The organism is Agilicoccus flavus, assembly GCF_014857905.1.
GTDB classification, from domain to species: domain Bacteria; phylum Actinomycetota; class Actinomycetes; order Actinomycetales; family Dermatophilaceae; genus Agilicoccus; species Agilicoccus flavus.
On the sequence record NZ_JACYXE010000013.1, the window covers coordinates 46,486 to 68,645 of the forward strand.

21 protein-coding genes are annotated in these 22,160 nt (G+C 73.5%); 8 read left to right on the plus strand and 13 right to left on the minus strand.

The window, feature by feature from the left end:
* Positions 1-285: 285 nt before the first annotated feature.
* From ICW24_RS16855 to ICW24_RS16865, 3 genes are all read right to left on the minus strand, one after another.
* Positions 286-1,044 (minus strand): TSUP family transporter, encoded by a 759-nt coding sequence (locus ICW24_RS16855; RefSeq protein WP_226346890.1) that lies wholly within the window; start codon positions 1,042-1,044, stop codon positions 286-288.
* A 191-nt stretch (positions 1,045-1,235) separates the two neighbouring features.
* Positions 1,236-2,564 (minus strand): YncE family protein, encoded by a 1,329-nt coding sequence (locus tag ICW24_RS16860; protein WP_226346891.1) that lies wholly within the window; start codon positions 2,562-2,564, stop codon positions 1,236-1,238.
* Between the two features lie 251 nt (positions 2,565-2,815).
* Positions 2,816-3,727 (minus strand): M15 family metallopeptidase, encoded by a 912-nt coding sequence (locus tag ICW24_RS16865; protein ID WP_226346892.1) that lies wholly within the window; start codon positions 3,725-3,727, stop codon positions 2,816-2,818.
* A 174-nt stretch (positions 3,728-3,901) separates the two neighbouring features.
* Here ICW24_RS16865 and ICW24_RS16870 point away from each other — a divergent pair, with 174 nt between their 5' ends.
* Positions 3,902-4,981 carry a thermonuclease family protein gene (locus ICW24_RS16870; RefSeq protein ID WP_226346893.1) on the plus strand — a complete coding sequence of 360 codons (1,080 nt, stop codon included), beginning with the start codon at positions 3,902-3,904 and terminating at the stop codon, positions 4,979-4,981.
* Between the two features lie 12 nt (positions 4,982-4,993).
* On the opposite strand, the gene nadE is transcribed toward ICW24_RS16870, so the two are convergent.
* On the minus strand, positions 4,994-5,830 hold the full coding sequence (gene nadE, locus ICW24_RS16875; RefSeq protein WP_226346894.1) for an NAD(+) synthase: 837 nt from the start codon (positions 5,828-5,830) through the stop codon (positions 4,994-4,996).
* A 181-nt stretch (positions 5,831-6,011) separates the two neighbouring features.
* Between nadE and ICW24_RS16880 the strand changes: the two genes are divergently transcribed.
* Entirely contained in the window at positions 6,012-6,479 is a 468-nt protein-coding gene (locus ICW24_RS16880) for a hypothetical protein (RefSeq protein ID WP_226346895.1), read from the plus strand.
* 36 nt (positions 6,480-6,515) lie between these two features.
* On the opposite strand, the gene ICW24_RS16885 is transcribed toward ICW24_RS16880, so the two are convergent.
* Together ICW24_RS16885 and ICW24_RS16890 are read right to left on the minus strand one after the other, a co-directional pair.
* Positions 6,516-7,031: a DUF3253 domain-containing protein gene (locus ICW24_RS16885; RefSeq protein ID WP_226346896.1), complete on the minus strand. Its 516-nt coding sequence runs from the start codon at positions 7,029-7,031 to the stop codon at positions 6,516-6,518.
* A 4-nt stretch (positions 7,032-7,035) separates the two neighbouring features.
* A complete protein-coding gene (locus tag ICW24_RS16890) occupies positions 7,036-7,446 on the minus strand; it encodes a VOC family protein (RefSeq protein WP_226346897.1) in 411 nt (136 codons plus the stop codon).
* Between the two features lie 230 nt (positions 7,447-7,676).
* Here ICW24_RS16890 and ICW24_RS16895 point away from each other — a divergent pair, with 230 nt between their 5' ends.
* From ICW24_RS16895 to ICW24_RS16905, 3 genes are all read left to right on the plus strand, one after another.
* Complete coding sequence (locus ICW24_RS16895) at positions 7,677-8,795, plus strand: YkvI family membrane protein (protein WP_226346898.1); 1,119 nt, start codon at positions 7,677-7,679, stop codon at positions 8,793-8,795.
* A 109-nt stretch (positions 8,796-8,904) separates the two neighbouring features.
* Positions 8,905-9,729: a GNAT family N-acetyltransferase gene (locus ICW24_RS16900; protein WP_226346899.1), complete on the plus strand. Its 825-nt coding sequence runs from the start codon at positions 8,905-8,907 to the stop codon at positions 9,727-9,729.
* 68 nt (positions 9,730-9,797) lie between these two features.
* Positions 9,798-10,625 carry a hypothetical protein gene (locus ICW24_RS16905; RefSeq protein ID WP_226346900.1) on the plus strand — a complete coding sequence of 276 codons (828 nt, stop codon included), beginning with the start codon at positions 9,798-9,800 and terminating at the stop codon, positions 10,623-10,625.
* A 34-nt stretch (positions 10,626-10,659) separates the two neighbouring features.
* Here the strand turns inward: ICW24_RS16905 and ICW24_RS16910 are convergent, their stop codons facing one another.
* The 4 genes from ICW24_RS16910 to ICW24_RS16925 form a co-directional block, all read right to left on the minus strand.
* Positions 10,660-11,040: a hypothetical protein gene (locus tag ICW24_RS16910; RefSeq protein ID WP_226346901.1), complete on the minus strand. Its 381-nt coding sequence runs from the start codon at positions 11,038-11,040 to the stop codon at positions 10,660-10,662.
* A gap of 69 nt (positions 11,041-11,109) precedes the next feature.
* Entirely contained in the window at positions 11,110-13,416 is a 2,307-nt protein-coding gene (locus tag ICW24_RS19800) for a putative bifunctional diguanylate cyclase/phosphodiesterase (RefSeq protein WP_226346902.1), read from the minus strand.
* Positions 13,413-14,213 carry an EAL domain-containing protein gene (locus ICW24_RS16920; RefSeq protein ID WP_226346903.1) on the minus strand — a complete coding sequence of 267 codons (801 nt, stop codon included), beginning with the start codon at positions 14,211-14,213 and terminating at the stop codon, positions 13,413-13,415. The genes ICW24_RS19800 and ICW24_RS16920 overlap by 4 nt, the downstream gene beginning before the upstream one ends.
* Positions 14,214-14,358: 145 nt before the next feature.
* Positions 14,359-15,642 (minus strand): YihY/virulence factor BrkB family protein, encoded by a 1,284-nt coding sequence (locus ICW24_RS16925; RefSeq protein WP_226346904.1) that lies wholly within the window; start codon positions 15,640-15,642, stop codon positions 14,359-14,361.
* A 147-nt stretch (positions 15,643-15,789) separates the two neighbouring features.
* Here ICW24_RS16925 and ICW24_RS16930 point away from each other — a divergent pair, with 147 nt between their 5' ends.
* Together ICW24_RS16930 and ICW24_RS16935 are read left to right on the plus strand one after the other, a co-directional pair.
* Positions 15,790-17,196: an Nramp family divalent metal transporter gene (locus ICW24_RS16930; protein WP_226346905.1), complete on the plus strand. Its 1,407-nt coding sequence runs from the start codon at positions 15,790-15,792 to the stop codon at positions 17,194-17,196.
* A 184-nt stretch (positions 17,197-17,380) separates the two neighbouring features.
* A complete protein-coding gene (locus ICW24_RS16935) occupies positions 17,381-18,184 on the plus strand; it encodes a polysaccharide deacetylase family protein (RefSeq protein WP_226346906.1) in 804 nt (267 codons plus the stop codon).
* A gap of 28 nt (positions 18,185-18,212) precedes the next feature.
* Here the strand turns inward: ICW24_RS16935 and ICW24_RS16940 are convergent, their stop codons facing one another.
* From ICW24_RS16940 to ICW24_RS16950, 3 genes are all read right to left on the minus strand, one after another.
* Positions 18,213-18,623 carry a VOC family protein gene (locus ICW24_RS16940; RefSeq protein WP_226346907.1) on the minus strand — a complete coding sequence of 137 codons (411 nt, stop codon included), beginning with the start codon at positions 18,621-18,623 and terminating at the stop codon, positions 18,213-18,215.
* A 199-nt stretch (positions 18,624-18,822) separates the two neighbouring features.
* Entirely contained in the window at positions 18,823-20,499 is a 1,677-nt protein-coding gene (locus ICW24_RS16945) for a DUF7800 domain-containing protein (RefSeq protein ID WP_226346908.1), read from the minus strand.
* Between the two features lie 21 nt (positions 20,500-20,520).
* Positions 20,521-21,672, minus strand: a complete 1,152-nt coding sequence (locus tag ICW24_RS16950; RefSeq protein ID WP_226346909.1) for an acyltransferase family protein — start codon at positions 21,670-21,672, stop codon at positions 20,521-20,523.
* 128 nt (positions 21,673-21,800) lie between these two features.
* Between ICW24_RS16950 and ICW24_RS16955 the strand changes: the two genes are divergently transcribed.
* Positions 21,801-22,154 carry a hypothetical protein gene (locus ICW24_RS16955; RefSeq protein ID WP_226346910.1) on the plus strand — a complete coding sequence of 118 codons (354 nt, stop codon included), beginning with the start codon at positions 21,801-21,803 and terminating at the stop codon, positions 22,152-22,154.
* Positions 22,155-22,160 lie beyond the last annotated feature (6 nt).

A 22,160-nucleotide genomic window follows, 5' to 3' on the forward strand; every position in this document is an offset into this window, starting at 1 on the left:
AGGAGTCTTGAACCGGAACGTGTCCCACGGGAGCTAAGCACGGGTGGCGCCCCCCGCCCCGACGGCGTGCCGCGCCGCGTCGCGGCGCGCGGCCGGGATCGTGTTCTCCAGGTGGTCGAGACCGGGAGGGGGCATCGGACCACGCATGTCACGAGGACCAACTTCTCACTTGGCATCATCTGGCAGTTGGCTGGTACCAGCGAACTTCCAGTAGCTTCCAGATTGGAAGTTGGGACCGAAAGCCTCCGGCCCGCGAGAAGCCGACGTTCGCCGTCGCCGATACCCTCACCCCGTCAACCCCGCCACCCCCACGGCGGTCACGGCGAGGCCGCTCGCGAGGGACAGCCCGATGACACCGAGGCGGGCGGCGCGGGCGCTGACGCGGCGGGCGACGGGTTCGGCGGCGAGGACTCCCGCCACGGTGGCGAGGCCCGCCGCGCCCCAGCCCCACCACGGCCAGTCCGGCGCCCCGCCGGGGGCGAGGACCTGGCGCTCGAGCAGGGTGACGAGGCTGAGGGCGACCCAGAACGGCTGCATGGTCGCGGCGAACGACCGGCGCTCCCACCGGCTGACGATGCTGTACACGGCGACCGGGGGCGCGCCGAGCGCCACCGACGCGTTCATCAGCCCGATCGTCGCCCCCGCGACCACCCGGCTCACCGGGCCGTCGATGACGCGCTCTCCTCCGGCGAACGCGACCGAGACCCCCACGCCGAGCAGGGCCGCGACGCCCACCGCCACCCGGAGCACGTCGACGTCGGCGGAGCGGGCGATCCACAGGCCGGCCACGCTCGCCGCGGCCGCCGGCCCGATGAGCCACCGCAGCCGGCGCCAGTCGACGTCCGGCCACACGCGCGGCAGCATGAGCCCGCAGGCGACGACGACGTACAGGTTGACGACGAGCACCGCCGCGAGGGGCCCGGCCACGATCGCGACGACCGGCGCCATGATGATCCCGAACCCCATGCCGACCACCCGCTGCGCGATCGTCGCGGCGACGAGCGCGCCGCACGTGACGGCGAGGCCGAGCAGGTCCGGGGGCATTCGCCCATCCTCGCCGGGGCGCCGGGCGGTCGACGGTCCGGGCAGCCCGTCGCCGCGAACCCGACCGCGCCCCCTCGGCCTCGGCCGTTCGCGATCGGGGTGCCGATCCGGGCGAGGGGCGCGGCAGCGCCCGGTCGACGACCCCTCGCCCGGCGAGGACGTTCCGCTCGTCCCCGACCTGCTCGCCCCCGTCAGCGCCCGTGCCCGGCGTGCTCCTCGGCGACGGACTCGGGGGAACCCGTGACGACGGCGATCTCGACCGGGGTGTGCGGCAGGTCGTAGGTCTTCGTGACCTTCCTGGTCGCGAGGTCGACGACCGCGACCTTCTTCTGCTCGGCGTCGGTCACGTAGGCCGAGCCGCCGGCCACCTCGATCGCGGGTCCGGGCTGCTGCCAGTCCGTCTTCTCCTGCCAGGCCGAGATGGCGGGGATGCGTGCCGTGACCTTCCTCGACGCGGGGTCGACGACGTTGACCTTGCCGTCGTAGGTGAGCACGAGCGCCTCGCCGCGGGGCCCCCGCGCGAGAGAACGGAACCAGTAGGACGACCCCAGCTCGAGGAGATCCAGCCGGCCCGTGAGCGTGTCGATGAGCGACACCCGCGTCGGCCGCTCGATCCGGTCGGCCTTCGCGGCGGCCCCGTCGACCTTGTAGTCGCCGAGGACGACGGGCGAGTGCTCGGAGCCGGCGAGGTTGCCCGTCCGCGCGTACGCGTCGGCGACCGGCACCTTGTGGAACGCCCCGTCGCGGTAGACGACCGGGCCGTCCTCGCAGCCGAACACGGCGACGTCACCGGTCGAGGTCGGCCGGGCGGCGGCCTCGCCGTGCACGCCGATGCAGTCGGTCGTCTGCGCGACGACCTTCGATCCCTTCCGCACCTGGACGGTGCGGCTGCCCTCCTTCGTGCCCTGCGTCGTGGCCATGGAGCCGTCGGACAGCTCGAACGCCACTCCGTGGTGCGGCGCGTCGGTCCTGCTCCGGCGCACGGCGGCGCTGGGGCTCGCGATCTCGTCGGAGTCGACGACCTGGATGTCCCCGGACCCGTCGGCGAACAGCGTGGTCCGCCCGGCGTGCGGGACGACGTGGCCGGCGTGCGGCGCCTCGTACGTGACGTCGGTGAGGCCGGGGGTCGCCTCCCGGTAGTGGTGGTGGTCGCCGTGCTTCTCGGCCTGGATCCCGGCGTCGTAGACCCGGAAGACGCCGGCGTCGGCCACCATGACGTGTCGCCCGTCGCCGGCGTTCGACAGGCGTAGGAAGCCCGGGTGGGCCGTCTCGGCAACGACTTTGCCGGTGGCGGCGTCGAGCGCGGTGAGTCCCCCGTCGTGGGAGACGACGAGTCGGGGTGACACGGACGCGACCTCCCGCACGTTGCTCCCGGCCCGCGGCGCGGCGGACGAGCTCGGCGCCGAGGCGCCCGTGGGTGAGGAGCCGGGGGCGGTCGGGGCACCGCACCCCGCGAGGAGGACGCCGACGCCGGCGAGGACGGGCACGGACGAGCGGAGGGACGGCAGTCGAGGGGTCATGCGGTGACTCCACATGCTTATGAGTCTCGTTCTCGATACGCGCCTCGCCGCATGAGCCCCGTCACCCGTCGATGACTGTCTGCCTTTCTCTAGGCCGAGTCCGATAGGACGGCAGAGAGGGCGATCGCGCACCCTCTCGACCCGTGTCGCACTTTCTCTAGCTCAGACGCGAGACGAGCGAAGATTACGTAATCGCGCTCGCGGAACGCCGGGACGCGCAGCCTCGCCCCACCTCGGCTCACCGGAACGCTTCACCGCCCCAGCGACCTCCGCGCGACGGGGAAGTCGAAGTACGTGTTCGGGTAGGGTTCGGCCGCGAGGGTGTAGTGCCACCACTCCTCGGCGAGGTTGGTGAACCCGCGGCCCTGCATCGCCGCGACGAGGAGGGCCCGGTTCGCGCGCTGCGCGCGGGTGCTGCGCGGGTCGGCCGTGTGCGAGCGGGTGTCGAAGCAGTCGTAGCCGGTGCCCATGTCGATCGAGTTGTCCCGGAACCGGGCCCGCGCCGGCCAGTAGCACGGCTGCAGCCCGGCGCGCGGCGTCCAGCGCGGCTGTCGGTGGCCGGGGAGCTTGACGAGGGTGAGGTCGACCGTGCTCGCGCGGCTGTGCCCGGACTTCTCGGCGATGTAGCCGTCGGCGAACAGGCGGCTCTTGTCGACGCGGGGGTAGAACTCGCGCTTCATCCGCACGTCGCCCGGTCGCTTCGCCCAGCGGACGAAGTGGTCGACCGCCCGCTGCGGGCGATAGCAGTCGTAGACCTTGAGGGTGTAGCCCTGGCGCCGCACGTCGCGTTGGACCTGCGCGAGGCGCGTCGCGGCCGCGCGGGTCAGCAGGCAGCGCGGCTCCGCGTACCCGTCGATGGGCCGTCCGACGAAGTTGTGCGACGTGCGGTAGCGGATGTCGTGCAGAATCGTCGGCGCGACGGCCGAGAGGTCGACGATGTCGCGCGGCGCGCGGCGGTGCGAGGGCGACTCGGCCGATCCAGGGGCCGCGGGCGCCGCGGCATCGGGGGTGGTCGGGGTGGGGTTCGTCGTCGAGCTCGAGGCGGGGGTCGCGGCCGGCGCCCGTTCGGCGGCCGCGGGAAGGGAGCCGGGCAGCACCCCGAGGGTGAGCGCGACCACGGACGTGCTCGCGAACAGTGCCGTGCGCATATCGGACCTCTCCAAGACGTCGTCCTTGTCGGCCGACGGAGCCGCGGCCGGATCCGAGCACCCTAGCCACGCGGGCGGTCGCCCGGGGCGGGAATCGCGCTCCTCCGGCGGCCTGTTCGCGCCGTTCGCCTCCGCCCGCGCGTCGCGCTGCCGATGGGTGCTCACCGGAGGTTCGAGGGAGGCGGAACGGTGGGAAAGCTCGTCGGCGGCGCGATCGGGGTGGTGATCGCGCTCGTCCTGCTGCCGCTGTGGTTGCCGATCGTCGCCGTCGGCTGGGGGGTACGGCGCCTGCGCACGCCGGGCCCGACGGGGCGCCCGCGCCGCGGCCGGGCGGTCGCGGCCATCGCCGCCGGCCTCGTGTTCGCCGGCGGGGCGTGGCCCGCGCTCGCGACCGCACGCTCGGGGTCGCCCCCGCCCACCGCCGACACCGCCCCGACGACACCCGCGTCGGCACCCACGGCCGAGCCGGAGGCCCCGCCGACCCCGAGCGTCACCCCCGCGGCGCCCGTCGCGACCACCGTTCCGGATCCGGTCGACACCGACGACGTGGTGGTGACGGGCGCGGCGGCGCAGGACTCGGACAGCGCCTCCGACCCGGCGGCGTCGACGGCCGACCACACCCCCGAGGAGGCGCCGGAGGGCGGCCTCGTACCGGTGGTCGGGGTCGTCGACGGCGACACGATCAAGGTGCGGGTCGACGGACGCACCGAGCGCGTGCGCGTCATCGGCATCGACACCCCCGAGCTCGCGGGCGACGAGTGTTTCGCCCAAGAGGCCGCGAGCCGGATGCAGTCGCTCGCGCAGAGCCGGTCGGTGCGCCTGAGCGCCGACCCCACCCAGGACGACCGGGACCGGTACGGCCGCCTGCTGCGCCACGTGATCCTCGCCGACGGCCGGTCGGCCGCACGGGTGCTCATCGGCGAGGGGTTCGGCCGGGAGTACACCTACGACGCGGCCTACCGCGGCCAGGCGGAGCACCGCCGGGCGCAGGAGTCGGCCCGCGCCGCCGGGCGCGGGGTGTGGAGCAGCGGCTGCGCCACGGCGCCCACCGAAGCATCCGCCGACCAGCAGGCCTCGGCCACCGCACCGTCGCCGAGCGCGGGGCGGTGCGACATCAAGGGCAACATCAGCGGCGACGGCGAGAAGATCTATCACGTGCCCGGCGGGCGGTCCTACGCCAAGACCCGCATCGACGAGGGCAAGGGCGAGCGGATGTTCTGCAGCGAGGATCAGGCGCTGGCCGCCGGCTGGCGCGCCGCCCGCGACTGACGCGGGCCGCGGCTACGCCGGGGGCTGCTCGCGCCACCACGTGTCGGCGACGGTCACCGGCGTCGTGCGCTTGTGCCGGGTCCGCCACCACACCGTCTCGATCTTCTCGGCCACGTCGTCGGGCACCTCGCGCCCCTCGAGGTAGTCGTCGATGTGGTCGTAGGTGAGGCCGAGCTCGTCCTCGTCGGCGCGGCCGGCGTTCGCGTCGAGCAGGTCCGCGGTCGGCACCTTGGCCCACAGCCGCTCGGGCGCACCGAGGTGCGCGAGGATCTGCCGGTTCTGGCGCTTGTCGAGGGTGAACAGGGGCAGGACGTCGGCGGCGCCGTCGCCGAACTTCGTGAAGAAGCCGGTGACGCTCTCGGCGGCGTGGTCGGTGCCGATGACGAGCAGCCGGCGGTCGCCCGCGACGGCGTACTGCGCGACCATCCGCAGGCGGGCCTTCGTGTTGCCCTTGGCGAAGTCGGTCAGCTCGCCGCCGACGGCGTTGCGGTACTCGGTCTCGAACCCGTCGACCCCGGGGGCGACGTTGTACGTGATGTTCTCGTCCGCGGCGACGAACTCCACCGCGGCCGCGGCGTCCTCCTCGTCGTGCTGCACCTTGTACGGGAGGCGGGCCGCGACGAAGACGGCCGAGCCGCCCTGGTCGCGGATGCGCTCGACGGCGAGCTGGGCGAGGCGCCCCGCCAGCGTGGAGTCGAGGCCGCCCGAGAGCCCGAGGACGAACCCGGCCGCCCCCGTGGCCCCGAGGTAGTCGACGAGGAACTGCACCCGGCGTTCGACCTCCTCCGCCGGGTCGATCGTGGGGCGCACCCCGAACTCGGTGACGATGGCCTGCTGTGCTGGTCGCATGGACCCATTTTGGTCCAGGGCCCGCCGACGTCCGGGCCCAGGGCTCACCCGTGTCGCGGTTCCCCGGGCGACCGGGACGGGCCGGCGCGGTCGCCTCCGGCCGCCGGGCGATGGACGATGCGGCGGCGGACCTGGGTAGCGTGGAACCACTACCAGCGCATCCGGCATCGGAGGACACCTCATGCACCCGACCCACGCCCCCCTGCGCGTCGCCACCGGCGCTTACATCCTCAACTCTGGCATCGGCAAGCTCGGCGCCGACGAGGGCACGGCCCAGTACCTGCACGGCGCCGCCGCGTCGACGTACCCCGCGCTCTTCGAGCAGATGCAGCCGCGGTCCTTCGCGAAGCTGCTCGCCTACAGCGAGATCGCCGTGGGCACCGCGCTGCTCGCGCCCATGGTGCCCGCGACCGTCGCCGGAGCGGCGCTCACCGGCTTCGGCGCGAGCCTGGTCGGGATGTACCTCAAGACCCCGTCGATGACGCTCGACGACGGCATCCGCCCCAGCCCCGAGGGCATCGGCGTCGCCAAGGACGTCTGGCTCGTCGGCGCCGGGCTGACGCTCCTCACCCAGGGGCTCGTCTCCGGGGCCACGTCCGGGATCAAGGCCGTCGGCAAGCGGATCGACCAGGTCAACCCGCTCACCTGAGCCCGACCACGAGCAGGTCCGGCCCCGAGCAGCGCCTCACCGTTCGAGGGCCGGCCCCCCGGCCAGGCGGATCGGCCCGCGCGCCGCGGCGGGGTCCACCTCCTCGCCCTTGCTCAGGACGCGAACGACGCCGTCGCCCGCGAGGTCCGCCGCGACCTCGCGGGCGATCGGCATGAGGTCGCGCCACTCCTCGCCGCCGACGATCCTGGCCGCGTCGCTCGGGCAGATCGTCGACGACTCGCGGTGGCGCAGCAGGGTCCGGATCGCCGCCGCCAGGCGGTCGCGGCAGCCCGCCTCGGTGGGCTCCCACCACTCCGGCCCGCGCTCCCCGAGGGCCACCTTCGCGTCGTGGACGAACGGGCGCACCTCATCACCTCGGGTGCGCACGAAGCGTCGGGCGCGCATGAGCTCGGCGACGAGTTCGGCCCGGAGGGCGTCGGGGATCGCCGGATCGGAGGCGCGCCAGCGGCGCCCGTCGACGACGATGTACCGGCCGTCCGGGGTCCGCTCCGGCCCCTCGTCACCGGCACCGTCGTCGCGCCCGGGCGTCACCGGCTCAGGCCGGTCCGGCCGGTCCCGCGAGCTGCCACGAGACCCCGAAGCGGTCCTGCACCCACCCGAACGGCCCGAAGCCGTAGTCGTCGAGGGGCATGAACACGCGTCCGCCCTCCTCGAGCGCGGTGACGAGGCGCTGCAGGTCCTCGGTCGAGTCGCAGTCGAACCACACGGACATCGCGGGCGTGAAGTCCCACTCGTGCTCCACGAAGCTGTCGCTGCACCGGAACGTCTGTCCGGCGAGGACGAACTCGGCGACCTCCACGCTGCCGGCGCCGGGGCCACCCTCCGGCCGGCGGCGCTCGCTGACGACCTCGCCGCCCGGGAACAGGCCGACGTAGAACGCCATCGCCTCCGCCGCGCTCTGCCCCCGCGGGGTCTGGAAGGTGAGGAACGGGACCGCACGCGCCATGACGAGCTCCTGTCGGGAATGAGGATCGCGGGCTCGGACCCGCCGCGCGCCGACCGTACCCCGCGAGGCGGGGATCGGCGCGGGGATCGAGCCGGGCTTCGAGCGGGAGATCGGCCCGGCGATCGGTCCGGGTCTATGGTCGACGCAGGTCGAGGACACCGGCTCCGCGAACGGGGCACGTCGGAAGGTCCTCCTCGCCCCGCCGGCGCGTCGTCCTCGCCGGCGTGCTCATGGCGATCACGGGCGCCGTCATCATCCAGCTCGGCAGCTACTTCCTGGCCCAGGAACACTTCACGGTGTTCCGCCACGTGGCCCACCCCGTCGTCTCACGCTTCCTCGACGTGTCGGTGACGCTCACCCTGTTCGCGATCGGGTTCGTCATGTTCGCCGGCGCCGGCTCCACGTTGGAACAGCAGTACGGGTTTCCCGCCTGGGCGGGCGCCGGCCTCATGACGCTCATCGTCATGGCCACGGGGCTGCTCGACGTCGACAAGGTCTCCGCCGTCATCTCCGGGGTGACGCCGCTGGCGATCGTCGCCGTGGTCGGCGCCTTCGCCTACACGATGTTCCATCTCCCGCCCGACCTGTCGGCGCTGGACGCGGCCGCGGTGCAGACGGTCCCCCCGGTGAGCCCGTGGTGGCTGTCCGCCCTCAACTACGCGGGCCTCTCGCTGCTGCTCGGCGTGTCGATGTGCCTGGTCATCGGCGGCAACTACCCGAACCTGCGCCAGGCCGGGCGCGGCGGCATCGCCGGTGGCGTGCTATACACCGTGCTGCTGCTCCTGTCGGCCCTCGCGCTCTACCTCAACGTCGAGCAGGTCGGCGGCGCCGACATCCCCATGCTCGCGCTCATGGCGAGCATCCATCCCGTGCTCGGGCACGCCATGGTCGTCATCATCTTCGCGATGATCTACAACACGGCCATCGGCATGTTCTACGCCCTCGGACGACGGCTCACCGCAAACCGCCCGGGCGGCTACCGCCGCGTCTTCCTGATTGCGTGTCTCGCGGGGTACGGCGTGAGTTTCGTCGGGTTCGACGCGCTGATGAACTCCGTCTATCCCGCCATCGGCTACATCGGCATGTTCATGGCCGTGGCCCTCGTCGTCGCGTGGGTGCGGCGGCGCGCGACGATCGCCCGCGAGGCCGGCCGCCGCCTGCAGCTCCGTGACCTCCTCGCACGACGGGGCCGCGACACGGGCGAGGCCGAGGTGGGCGAGGTCGCGCAGGAGTCGAACATCGAGGACGAGGAGATCGTCGAGGCCCTCCGCCGGGACGTCGCCCGGGAGAAGGGCGAGGACGCCGAGAGCGACGAGCGGGAGCCCGGGGAGGCCGATCGTTCCCGGTAGCCGGTGAGGCACGTCCACCGGGCCACGCGATCGCCGACGGCCGGGTCGCCGCCGACCCGCACGAAATGCGGTGGACCGCCCACGGCGGGCGCGCCCACACTGGGCGATCGTGACCGACTCCGCCGCGCTGCTGCGCGCCTACGACGACCAGCTCCGCGACCTCGCCGAGGTGCCCAACGCCGATTCGGTCACCCGGTTCGGGCCGGTCGTCTTCGCGACCTACGGCACCGGCCGGGGCTTCGTCACCTACCGTGACCTGCGCGGATACGACGGCGACGGCGCCCGCGTCGACGGCCTCATCGAGGACGTTCTCGCCCACGCCCGCGGCCTGCCCGGGCTGACGAAGCTGGAATGGAAGACCCGCGGCCACGACCGGCCCACCGACCTGCCCGCCCGCCTCGTGGCCCACGGCTTCGTCCCCGACCCGGTCGAGACGGTCATGGTCGGCGAGGCGAGCGCCCTGGCGGTCGACGTGCCCCTGCCGCCCGGGTACCGCGTGCGCCGCATCACGACGGAGGCGGACCTGCTCGCCGCGTGCGAGACCGACCGGCTCGTCTTCGGCGACAACCCGGAGGACACCGCCGCCTACGTCGCCGAGCTGCTGGCCCGGATGCTCGCCGACCCGGACGACTTCGAGATGTGGGTCGCCGAGCACGAGGACGCGGGCGCGGACGGGTGGCGGATCGTGTGTTGCGGGCGCCTCGACCCCGTCGCCGACAGCGACTTCGCCGGCATCTGGGGCGGCGGCTGCCTGCCGGAGCACCGCGGGCGCGGCCTCTACCGCGCCGTCACGGCCGCCCGGGCCCGGGCGGCGCTCACGCGGGGCCGGCGCTACATCCAGTCCGACTGCACCGAGTACTCCCGCCCCATCCTCGCGCGGGCCGGCCTCGTCCCCGTGACGACGACCACGCCGTACCTCTGGAGGCGGGGGTAGGGCGAGGGTGCCGCCGGACCCTCGGCTTGGCAGGATGGTCCAGCATCGACCCGACCCAGGAGGACCCCATGACCGACGCGACCATCCGCGAGAAGGACCGCGACGCCGTTCGCATCCTCGCGTTCGCGGGCCGCGAGTTCGACCGCGTGCGTGACCTCCTCGTAGACGACGACGAGCCGGGGGCACAGCAGGTCGCCGGCGCGGCGGCCCGCTCCGACGACGAGGCCCGGAACGCGGCCGAGCGCACACGGCGCGGCCCGCTCGGCCTCGTCCTCGGTGGCCTGCGCACGGTCGCCCGCGGGGCCGGTCGGGTCGTCGCCGGCCGGATCCACCCGGCGCACGCGAACTGGTCGCAGGCGCCGGCCGACGAGCGGATCGACTGGTGGGTCGGGCGTTTCGGCACGGCCGCCGCCGCCCTCGCCGCGGTGCCGGGTCTGGGCGGGCGGATCGGCAAGCTCAGCTCGCTCGACGACGTCGTCGCCTCGGCGGCGCAGGTGCTCATCGTGCACGCCGTCGCCCGCGAGATGGGGGTCTCCGACCTCGGCCGCCGCGTCGCCGTCGCGGGCAAGATCGTCCTCGGCCGCGACCTCGACCCGGAGGCGGTCACCCGCGCCCTCGGCGACCCCGAGGCGCAGCCCGAGGACACCGTGCCCGGCGACGCCGACGAGGACAAGCGGGGTCCGCTCGCTCGCGTCGGCCGCAGCGCGGCGCTCGTGTGGCGGGTCGCCGACCGCATCCGCCGCCTGCACTCCGACCTCGACCGGCGCCGCAAGGGCGGCCTTCTCGTCCGCGCGATCGGCAACCTGCCGGCGGTGGGCGCACTCGGCTCGTTCCTGTCCGAACGCAAGGGGATCTCGCGCGCCGCCGACGAGGCCCGCGCCGCCTTCCAAGGCTGATCCCGCCCCCGCTCCGAGAGGCACCCGGGGCTGATCAGTCGAGCCGGTCCCGCAGGGTCCGGGGGCCGAGGGTCTCGACCCCCAGCGGGGCGACGCGGGCCAGCAAACCCCGGTCCGCCGAGGCCAGAGTCACGGCGGCGCCGGTGGCGGCGTGCGCACGGCAGCGGACGACGATCTCGTCGTCCCCCGACGCGGGCGCGTGGACGCTCTCGAGGGACCCGACCCGGCCCGACGGCACCCCCGGCCGGGCCCGCCCCTCGACGACGACCACGACCTCGTCGAAGGGCAGACGACCTGCGGCCAGGGCCGCGGCGAGCCGGTCGGCCAGCCGCCCGGCGGCCCCGGCGCGGTCCCGCCACCAGCCGTCGGGCACGGATCCGACGACGTTCGCCGCGTCGACCACGAGGACTCGCACCACCCGATGGTGTCATCGCCGGCCGCGCCCCGCCGCCTCGACGTGGAGCTCGGAGCTGCGACGAGCGGCCTACGAGGCCACCTCGGTGGCGGCACCGACCGCGGCGGGCACGTCCCGCACCGAGCAGGGTCGGCCGAAGAGCCACCCCTGCGCCATGGGGCATCCCAGGGCGACGAGGGCGTCCACCTGGGCGGGATCCCCGACGCCCTCGGCCACGATCGCCTCGATCCCCAGGCTGCGCACGAGGTCCAGGACGGCCCCGAGCTGCCGGAACGCGTCGTCGTCGCTGCCGAGCCGGGCGACCAGGGAGCGGTCGATCTTCACGCAGTCGACGGGCAGCCGGAGCAGCGTGGCGAGGGAGGCGTACCCGGTGCCGAAGTCGTCGATGACGATCCGCACGCCGGCGGCCCGCAGCCCGTCCAGGGTCTCGCGCGTGGCCGGGCCCTCGTCGACGAGCAGCGTCTCGGTCACCTCCAGCCAGATCGAATCGGGCGGGAGCCCCGCCGCGTCGAGGGCGCGGCGGACCTCGCCCCCGAAGTCGGGCTGCAGCAGCTGCGCGGGGGACACGTTGATCGACATGACGAGCTCGTCGCGGGCGAGTTCCCGCCGCAGGTTCGCCAGGTCGCGGCAGGCGGCCCGGAGCACGACCTCACCGAGATCACAGATGAGGCCGAGCTGCTCGGCGACGGGGACGAAGTGCTCGGGCGGTACCTCGCCGAGCACCGGGTCGTCCCACCGCGCGAGCGCCTCCCAGCCGACGAGGGTCCCGTAGCCGGGCCCCGACATGATCGGCTGCAGCTTCAGCCCGACCCGCCCCTCGCCGATCGCCTCGCGCAGGCGGGATCCGATCGCCGCCCGCAGCCGCGTGCGCCGCGCCAGTTCCTCGTCGAAGACGACGTACCGGGCCCGGCCGCGGTCCTTCGCCTCGTACATGGCGACGTCGGCGCGCCCGATGAGCTCCTCCGCGCTCGCGTCGTCGTCGGGTCCGGCCACGGCGACGCCGATGGACGGGGTGACGGTGTGGACGCGCCCGTCGAGCAGTCGGACGGGCTCGTCGAACGCCCTCCGGATCCGCTGGGCGAGCGCCTCGGCCTCGTCGGGATGCCCCACCGAGCTGACGATGACGAACTCGTCGCCCCCGTGCCGGGCGAGGACGTCGGCGGGTCCGAGCACCCCGGGGAGCCGGGTCGCGATCTCGACGAGCAGGGTGTCACCCGCGCGGTGGCCCCACGTGTCGTTGACGTGCTTGAAGTCGTCGCAGTCGAGGAAGAGCAGCGCGGTCGCGCGGTCGCGGTCACGGTCCACCCCGAGCCGGGTCGTCAGCGCCTCGAAGAGGGCGGCGCGGTTGAGCAGCCCGGTGAGCTGATCGTGGGTCGCCCGCTCGTGGCTCGCGGCCTCGGCCCGGGCGAGAGCCGTCATCGCCTTCGACAGGCGCACGAAGAGCAGGACGAGGATGAGCAGGACGAGCCCCGTCCGCACCATGCTGTCGGCGGGCCCGCTGATGGGGATCGCGGTGGCGAGGACGGCCGGGGTGATGCTCACGAGGATGAGCACGGTGCGCCGCCCGTCGCGCCGGTGCCGACCCGCGGCGCGGCGCGTCGACGTGACGACCGAGGGATGCGTGGACGACATGGCGAGGCCGTAGAGCCCGAAGAGGTACCCGGCCATGACGGCCGGGCTCTGTACGGTCACCGACATCGTGTGCGACAGCGCGGTGTAGACGTCGAGCGCGAAGAAGCAGCCCAGGCCACCGATGAGCCAGATCAGTGAGGGCGAGAAGAACCCGAGGCGCAACCCGAGGTGGACGCACAGCACGAGGAACAGGACGTCGATCGTCGGGTAGAGCACCCCCACGAGGGCGGCGGGCAGCTGGCTGCCGCCGACCAGCGGCCCGAGGACGAGGATCCACAGCGCGAGGGCCATGCCCACGGTCAGTGCCGCCGTGTCGAGGAACGTGGCCGCCCCGGAGCCGCCGCCGACCTGGCGCCACAGGAGGGACAACCACAGCGCGAGGAGCAGGTACGCACAGAAGCACAGGATGTCGAGGATCGACAACGGGCCGATCCGCACCGGGATCAGACCCGAGAAGAACGAGAGCGGCAGGACGGCGCACGCGGCCTTCTGCGCGTTCCACACGTGCCGGGGGCGCGCGCGGTGCACGACCGGTCCCGCCATGATCGCGACGACGTTCGCGACGGACACGACGAGGAAGGCGTAGGCGCCGGCGGACACGGGATCGGCGACGAACCAGGCGTACGCCACGACGACGGCCGCGAAGCCACCTGTCGCGAGGACGACGCGCCGGCGGGAGGGTCGACCCCAGGTGGGGGGTCCGACCTCGGCCGTCGTGGCCGCCGCCGGCGTCGCCGGACTCACCGGTCCAGTTCGGCCGGGTAGTCGAGCGCTCTGTCCCCCTCGACGGGCTCGCCGAGCAGGTATCCCTGGACCCACTCGAAGCCGAGTTCGCGCACGAGCGCGAGCTGCGCGGACGTCTCGACGCCCGCGGCGACGACCGGCAACCCCTCCTGCTGGACAGCCTTCGCGAGCCCGGCGAGCTGGTCGGCACCGGCGGCCAGCTGGCGCGGGAGCAGCTTGATGATGTCGACCGGCACGTCGAGGGCGGCCGGCAGGATGTCGAGGTCGGCGGCGGTGAAGCCGTCCAGGCAGAACGAGACGCCCCGCTGCTGGAGCCGACGCAGGCGGGTCAGCGCCTCGGCATCGCCCGAGGTGACCCGGCGGAACGTCTCCGTCGTGATGTCGACGAGCAGCTGGTCCTCCGGCAGGCCGTGCCGGCGCAGCGCCGCCGTCATGTCGGTGACGAAGCTCGGGTGACCGACGAGGTCGCCCGAGAGGTTGACGGACAGGATGAGCCCGGCGTGTTCGGGCTGCGTCGACCAGCGGGCGACGTGGGCGAGCGCGTCGTCGAGGATGCGCAGGTCGATGTCGCGCATCCGCCCGGACGCCTGCGCCTCCGCGAAGAAGCCGGCCGGTGACTCGGTCGACCCGTCGGTCTCACTCCGCCGACGCGCGAGGGCCTCGAGGCCCTGCATCCGGCCGGTCAACAGGTTGTAGAACGGCTGGAAGAACGTCACGAGCCGGTCGTCGCGCGCTTCGGCGGGCGTGTCCGGGCGCGCCACGGGCGGGGAGGGCGAGCTCCCCGGTTGATCGGTCATGAGGTCAACTCCTTCGGTTCACAGTGTTGTTCGACACGAGCGCGCCGAACCTGAGACCCGCTGTCGCGGGTCGGTCGTCCACACCCACAGTGGTCGGACGTCTGGCAGGCCGCAAAGCCTGCGGGACCGATCACCGGAGGCGGCCTCAGCGTCGGCGGAGGCGCCCCCGGACCCCGCGACGCTTCCAGAATGCCGTCTCCGCGGCGTCGATCCGGGGCCTTTGGCCGAGCCGGGCGCGAGTCTCCACGGCGGCCCGCTCGTACCGTCGCGCCTTGCGGGCCAGGCGCATCCGCGCGACCGGCCCGATCTCGTCGTCGTCGATGGGCAACCCGTCGGGCCGGACGTCCGTGGGGATCGGGTTGAGGTCGCCCGGTCGCGGGCGCCGAAAACCGGGGCGTAGCCGTTCGTCCACACCGACCTCGCCGGTGACGTCCTGGTACTCCCACCCGAGGGTGTGGGGGGCCGACCGGGTCACGAAGTTCGGGGTCTCGCGGAAGTGGACCTCCTGCGGCGACTCCGGTCGCTGCGGCGCGGGCGGGTCGGCCGTGAAGGCGGCGACGACGAGCAGCACCCGCGAGAGCAGGTTGACGAACAGCAGGAGGGTCGCGAGGGAGGCCGACGCCGCGAGCAACGGGTTGTCGGCGACGGACGACACGAGCGCGGTCCCCGCGAACAGCACGACCTGCACCGCGACGCCGCCCACGGCCGAGCCGAGCCACAGGTCGCGGGCGAGGGGACGCACGGCGGCGGTCACGCGGAAGAGGAACGCGAAGGTCAGCATCGACAGCGCCGCGGCGACGAGGAGGCCGGCGGCGCGCAACAGGAACCCGACGACGGCGTTGTCACCGAGCCCGAGCGCGTCCATGACGACCGCGCCCATCGAGCTCGCCGCGGTGCCGAGCAACGCCGACGCGACGATCCCGACCGCCATCGCGACGAAGCCGAGCAGGTCCCGCAGCTTGGCCAGCGCGACGTTCTCGGTGGGCGCGACGATCCCGAACATCGCCTGCACGGTGGAGCGGATGCTCGTCATGAGGCCCGTCGCGCTCCAGAGCAGCACGAACGCCGCGACGATCGAGGCCGGGTTCAACGCCGTGTCGAGGACGAGCGAGTCGGGATCCACCATGCCCTGACCCGAGGAGTCCTGCAGGATGCCCGGCAGGACCGAGTTCACCGCCTCGACCACCTGCTCCCTCAGGGTCTCGTTGCCCCCGAGCGTCGCCATGAACACCGTCCACGCGATCGTCAGCGCGGCGACGATGGAGAACAGCGCCGTGTAGGCGATGCCGCCCGCGAGCAACCCACCCCGCGCCGCGGAGTACCGCTGGAACGCCCGCACCGGGCGCGAGTCCTTGACCCGGGCGAGAAGCGCCGCGGCGCCGGACGGCTCGCCCCCGTCGCCGGGGTCGGTCTCGCTCGAGGTGGGCATGCGTTTCAGTGTGCCACCGCCCGATCGCGCCGGCCGACGCCTCGCGGCGCCTGTGGTAGACCGGACGATCGGACGAGCCCACCTCGTGGGCCCCGCCGGTGCCGACGCGGCCGCGCGTCGCCCGCCCCCGCGTCGATGGAGACCACGATGAGCCGGACGGACCCCGCCGAGACGACCCTCGCGCGCACCCAGGACCCCTACGTCCTCGACCCCGCCGACGTGCGGGAGCCGCCCCGGACCCTGCGCTCGGGCCTGAAGTTCCTCGGGCCCGGCATGATCACGAGCGCCGCGGTCGTCGGCTCCGGCGAACTGCTCACCGCGACCACGTTGGGCGCGCAGGTCGGGTTCATGCTCTTCTGGCTCGTCTTCGTCTCGACGTTCGTCAAGGTCTGGGTGCAGATCGAGCTGGCGCGGTGGTCGATCTCGACCGGTGAGCCGGCGATCACCGGCTACGACCGCGTCCCGCCGCGCGTCGGTCGCCGCGGGTGGATGGCGTGGCTCGTGCTCTTCATGTTCCTGCAGTTCCTCGTCGGTCAGGCCGGCGTGATCGGCGGGAGCGCACTCGCGTTCTCGATGCTCCTGCCCATCGGCGGCGACCCGTTCTCGGCGGTGTCGATCGGATCCTGGGTGGCGGTGCTCGTGCTCGTCGCGATCGGCATCCACGTCGCCAACCGCTACGAGCTCGTCGAGAACATCTCGACCGTGCTCGTCGTCCTCGTCACCGGCTTCGCCGTCGTCACCGTGGTGCTCGTGCAGTTCACCGACTTCGCGTGGACGCTGGGCGACCTCGGCGACGGGCTGCGGTTCCAGGTCGCGGCGGGGGCGATGGGTGTGGCGCTGTCGATGTTCGGCATGACCGGCGTCGGCGCCGGCGAGATCACCGCCTACACGTACTGGTGCGTCGAGAAGGGCTACGCGGCGTGGACCGGCCCGAACGACGGCTCGGCCGACTGGGTGCGCCGGGCCCGCGGCTGGATCCGCGTCATGAAGATGGACGCGTGGGTCTCGTGGGTCGTCTACACGATCTCGACGGCCGCCTTCTACCTCCTCGGCGCCGCCGTCCTGCACCCGCAGCCCGAGCTGCGGCCGAAGGGCACCGAGGTCATGTCGGTCATCTCGAGCATCTTCGACACGGCGGTCGGGGAGTGGGGGGCGGTCGTCTTCCTCGTCGGCGCCGGGGTCGCACTCTTCAAGACGATCATCGCGAACGTGCCCAGCCTCGGAAGACAAGTCGCCAACACCCTGTCGGTCTTCGGTGCCTTCGACTGGGCCGACCGGGCCGCGCGCGACCGGTGGATGCGCGTGATCATGATCGTGCTGCCCGTCACGTGGGGGCTGCTCGCCGTGGCCGTCAACTCGCCGCTCGTACTCGTCATCCTCGCCGGCGTGCTCAACGCCCTCTTCCTCATGGGCGTCGCCGTCAGCACCCTGTACCTCTCGCGCGCCGAGACCGACCCCCGGGTCAAGGACGGGCCGGGATTCGCGGCGCTGCTCGTCGTGTCGGCCATCGCCATCTTCGCGGTCGGCGTGTTGTCGTTCCTCGACCAGTTCTGAGCCACACCCCCCGGGGTGGGCCCCGCCGCCACGGGATCCGCACCGCCGGGCGGACTGTGAGGCGGACGTGAGGCGCGCGGGAGCGTCGTGGGAGAGCGGTCGCCCAGCCTGAGGTCGTCGGCCCGATCGGGCCGCGCACGACCCGCTCGACGTGCTCGAGCCGCAGGACCCGGGGGGGACCACCATGAACACGACCACGCCGACCACGACGACCACGACTGGCGCCGCGACATCGACCCGCACCCGCTCGACCCGCGCCCGTGGCGCCGCCGTCCTCGGCGCCGCGACCGCCGTCCTCGTCGTCGGGGCGGCCGCCGTCCCGGCCGACGCCGCGATGCCCGCGAGCGCCGCGGCGTCGAACCGTCCCGCCGCCGTCTCCACGTCCCTCGCGGCGCGGGCCGCCGCGCCGGCGGCGGCGCCGACCGGACGCCGCGCCTCGCGGGTCGTCTACCTGACGTTCGACGACGGCCCCAACCGCGTCTACACGCCCCAGGTCCTCGACCTGCTGCGCCGCTACCGCGCCAAGGCCACCTTCTTCATGATCGGCTCCGCCGCCCGGGCCAACCCGGCGCTCGTCGCGCGGGTCCGCTCCGCGGGCCACGCGATCGGCAACCACACGTTCAGCCACCCGTGGCTCTCGCGCCTGCCCGCGTCGAAGATCCGCTCGGAGCTGCGCCGTACCGATGCCGTCCTCGGCCGGACGACGTGCCTGCGTCCGCCCGGCGGGTTCGTCAACGGCACCGTCCGGGCCGTGGCCCGCAGCGAGGGCAAGAGCGTGCAGCTGTGGACCGTGGACACGAACGACTGGCGCCGGCCCGGCGCGTCGACGATCGGCCGGCGGGCCGTGGGCGGTGCCCGGACCGGCAGCGTCGTCCTCATGCACGACGGCGGCGGGCCGCGCCGCCAGACGGTGGCCGCCCTGGCCACGACCCTCGCCCGACTCTCGGCGCAGGGCTACCGCTTCGAGCGTCTGCCCGCCTGCCGCTGACCCGCGGCGTCGGTGCTCTCCGGCGGGCCTACTCGCCGGCGACCCCGATGTTGACGTGCCACGTGAGTCCGTAGCGGTCGACGACCTGGCCGTAGACGTCCCCCCACATCTGCTTCTCGAGGGGGACGATGACCGAGCCGTCGGCGGCGAGGGCCTCGAAGTAGCCGCGCAGCGCCGGCTCCTCGTCTCCCGACAGGCTGAGCTGCACGTTGTTGCCCGGCGTGAAGTCGCCCATCCCCATCCCGTCGACGTGATCCGCGGCGAAGAGGTGGAAGCCGGCCGGCGTCTCGAGGGCGGCGTGCATGACGCCGTCGACCTCCATACCGGTGTCGCGGAACGACATGACCTGCGGCGTGCCACCGAGGATGCCGGCGTAGTAGGCCATCGCCTCGGCGGCGGTGCCCGGGAAGCTCACGTACGGGTTGAACTGCATCGACATGGAACGCTCCTCACGACGCGCCGCCCACCGGGGTGGTGGGTCGTGCGCGGCCAGTGTGACACCGCTCACCGACAGGGTCCGGGGAATCGTGGAGCCCACGGCACACCGGCCGGAAACGTGATCGCGATAGTCGTATACCACTCTCTAGCGGCCGGGACAGATCGGCTCAGACGCGTCGATCGACCGCCCCGGACGCGCCTCACCGCGCCGTGGTCAGCACCTGCTCGCCGGCGCGCTCGAGGTACTGCCGGCCGTTCGCGTGCAGGGCCCGGTCGACCTCGAGGCGGGCCTCCCGGCCGTCGAACACGACGGTCATGAGCCCGTTCTGGAACCACGGGCCGGAGTCGAGAGCCCAGTCGAGACCGGTGTCGGGCACCGCGAACGCGCGAGAGAACCAGCGCAGCCCGACCCGCAACGGTGCCTTCTCGAAGAACTTGTTCACGAGCTTGACCGGGACGGGGAGGTAGTTGCGGAACGGCGACATCGTCAATTGGCGGATGGCGGTCTCCGGGTGCTCGAGGCCGACGACCCGCGCGTCGGCCGTGTACGAGCAGTGCACGTCACCGGAGAGGACGAGCACGCTGCTCGGGGGCCGGGGCGAGGACGCCACGTCGGCGAAGAGGCCGACGAGCCGTTCGAACGACTCGCGAAATGCCGACCAGTGCTCGAGGTCGACGAACCGGCGCAACCGCTCACCCAGTTTGGCCATCGCGGGGGAGAACCGGCCGGACGCCACCACCTCGTTCCACCCCTCGAGGTGGTGGATGCCGCGCGGGATCATCACCGGCAGCGTCGATCCGAGGACGAGGTGGGCGACGGGCACCTTGGTGGCCTGCTCGACGATCCACGCCCACTCGACGTCGTCGATCATCGACCGCGTCGTCCCGTCGAGGCGGCGCGAGGCGCGGCAGTCCATCGCGACGAACCGCACGAGCCCGTCGCCGTCGAAGAAGTCGCGTACGAAGCTCCAGCGCGCCGTGTTCTGCTCGGCGTCGGCCCGCCAGGCGAACTCGTCGAGCTCGGCGGTCCGGGCGCCGTCGTCACCGGTGGCCCGCACGGCGGCGAACATCGCGTCGTGTTCCAGCGCCTGCGGCGAGAGGTTGCCGAGGTGCTGGTAGACCCAGTACGAGCCGAAGGCGCCGACGACCCGGTCGCGCCACCACGGCTTGGCCGCCATCTCGGTGCGCCAGGCGTGCGAGGTGTTCCAGTCGTCGCGCAGGTCGTGATCGTCGAGGAGCATGCAGGTCGGCACGGTCGAGAGAAGCCAGCGGACCGGGTCCGGCGACCACGCCTCGTGGTAGAGCCACGTGTACTCCTCGAAGTTCCACACCTCCTCCGCGATCTCGGCCCGCTCCGCGGGGACGGGCTCGTGCGCCTGCTTCAGCCGGGCGACGAGCGCCGGCGAGGGCTCGTCGGCGTAGATCTGGTCCCCGCCGAGGAAGAGCGCGTCGGGCCAACGCTCGTGCGGCTCGGTGCGCATCCGTTCGGCAAGGGCGGCGAGCGCATCCGCTCCGTGCTCCTTCAGGCCCGCCGCGTCGAACGGCGCGGACCGTCGGCACGACCCGAAGGACAGGCGCAGGGTCGACCGGTCGTCGAGCGTGCGGATGACGCTCGGCGGGAACGGCGACTCCGGCTCCGGCCACGCCTGCGCGTCGTCGAGGTGGACCGTGTACGGCAGTACCGCGGCGCCCGGCAGGTCCCGGAGCTGCAACAACGCGTAGTGGTGACCGTGCACCGACCAGGTGCGTTCGCGGGCGACGTGGCCGTCGGCGTCGACGGTGACGACGCACGGGCGGTCGGTCTCGACCCACACCGTGGCGGCGTGCGCGTCGACGTAGCGCAGCATCGGTCCCAGCAGCAGGCGCGGTTCTCTCACCGTTCGAGCGTAGGTGGGCGCCTACGCGTCGTGGGCAGGGTCCGCGGGACTGGGTCTGCGCGCAGGGGCGCCGGGCCGCCGGTGGTCACCCGCGAGCCGCGCCCGCCAGGGGCCGGGCAGGTCGAGTGCCACCCGCGCGAGTCCGCAGCGGTGCAGCAGGGACTGGAGCGCCAGCGCCGACGCGACGACGATCGCCGTGACGACCAGCGGGAGCAGCGCCCGCCCCGCGGGCGTTCCGAAGACCGGGGCCAGCTCCTCCCGCGCCGGCAGGCACGCGGCGGTGAGGAGGACCACGAGCGGCGGGTGCAGAACGTAGACGCCCACGGTGCGGCGGCCGATCCACTGCAGGGGTACCCGCACCCCGTCCCGGCCGGCGAGGGCGCGCAGGGCCGCGAGCACGGCGATCGCGACCGCCACCGACGCGAGCACGGTCAGCGGGTGGTGCAGCACCGCGGGGGTGACGCGATCGACCACGGCGGCCGCGAGGGCGATCCCGAACGCGACGGGGCCGGCGTGGCGGCGCTCGACGACGTGCCGGAGGGTGTCGCGGGCGAAGACGCCCGCCGCGAAGTAGATCGCGAGCCGGATCGCCCGCATCCACATCGGCTCCGCGGCGTTCCCGTGGGTGAGGTCGAGGAACCACCCCGTGAGGAACAGCGCGCCGAGCACGGCGGACGGCGGAACGCGGCGCGCGGCCCGGAACACGGCGTTGTACACCGCGAGCGCCCAGACGAACCACAGCGGCGTGATGAGCGGGACCAGGTAACGCGCCACCACTTCACCGGCGTGCGCGGGCGGGTCGACGATCTCGTAGGGCGTCACGACGAGCGCGACGAGCAGGTAGACGGTGAGCCAGACGGCGTACAGCCACGCGTTCGTCGCCACGGCGATCCGCGTCTTGGGGCCGCCCTCCGGCCGGAGCAGGCGACCCGACGCGAGCCAGCCCGACAACAACAGCAGCAGCGGGAGGCGCACCGTACCGAGGCGGTCGTCGGCGAGGTCCCACGCCGCCGAGGCCCACGAGTCGTCCTCGCCGATGAGCGGCGCGCGGAACCACAGCGAGGCGTGCAGGGTGACGATGGCCACGACCGAGACCCCTCGGGCCATGTCGATCCACGCGATGCGGGACCGCCCCGGCGCGGGGGTCGGCGGGTCGGAGCTGCGATCGGCCATCATCGTCAGAGTAGGTGCGGCTCAACGTGACTCGCGTGCACGCGCCTGACGCCGGGGGCGTGGCGCGGGCCCACCCGGCGGCCCGGGAGGCTGATCATGGCATGACACCTGCGCCCGAGGGGGACCCCATGAGTTCGTCCACGGCCTCCACGTCGGCGGAGTCTCCGTCCGCGGGCGGCCCGGCGCTGCGCGGCGTCACCCGCCGCCGGCTCGGCCTGTACGAGGCGACGCTCGCGGCAGCTGGGGCGTTCACGCTCGCCCTCGACCTGCTCAACGCGCTCGTCTGGCACGACGAGGGGTACATCGTCACCTACCGCGGGATGGCGCTGGTCGCGCTCGCGCTCGGAGTGGGCGCCATGGTGGGGTCGGCCGTCCTGGCCCGCCTCGACCCGCTCCCGACGTGGCGCGTGCGCCGCGGCTCGTGGCGAAATGTCGTGCTCCACGGGCGGTCGCGGGTCCATCATGGAATCCGTAGCGGATGACACGTG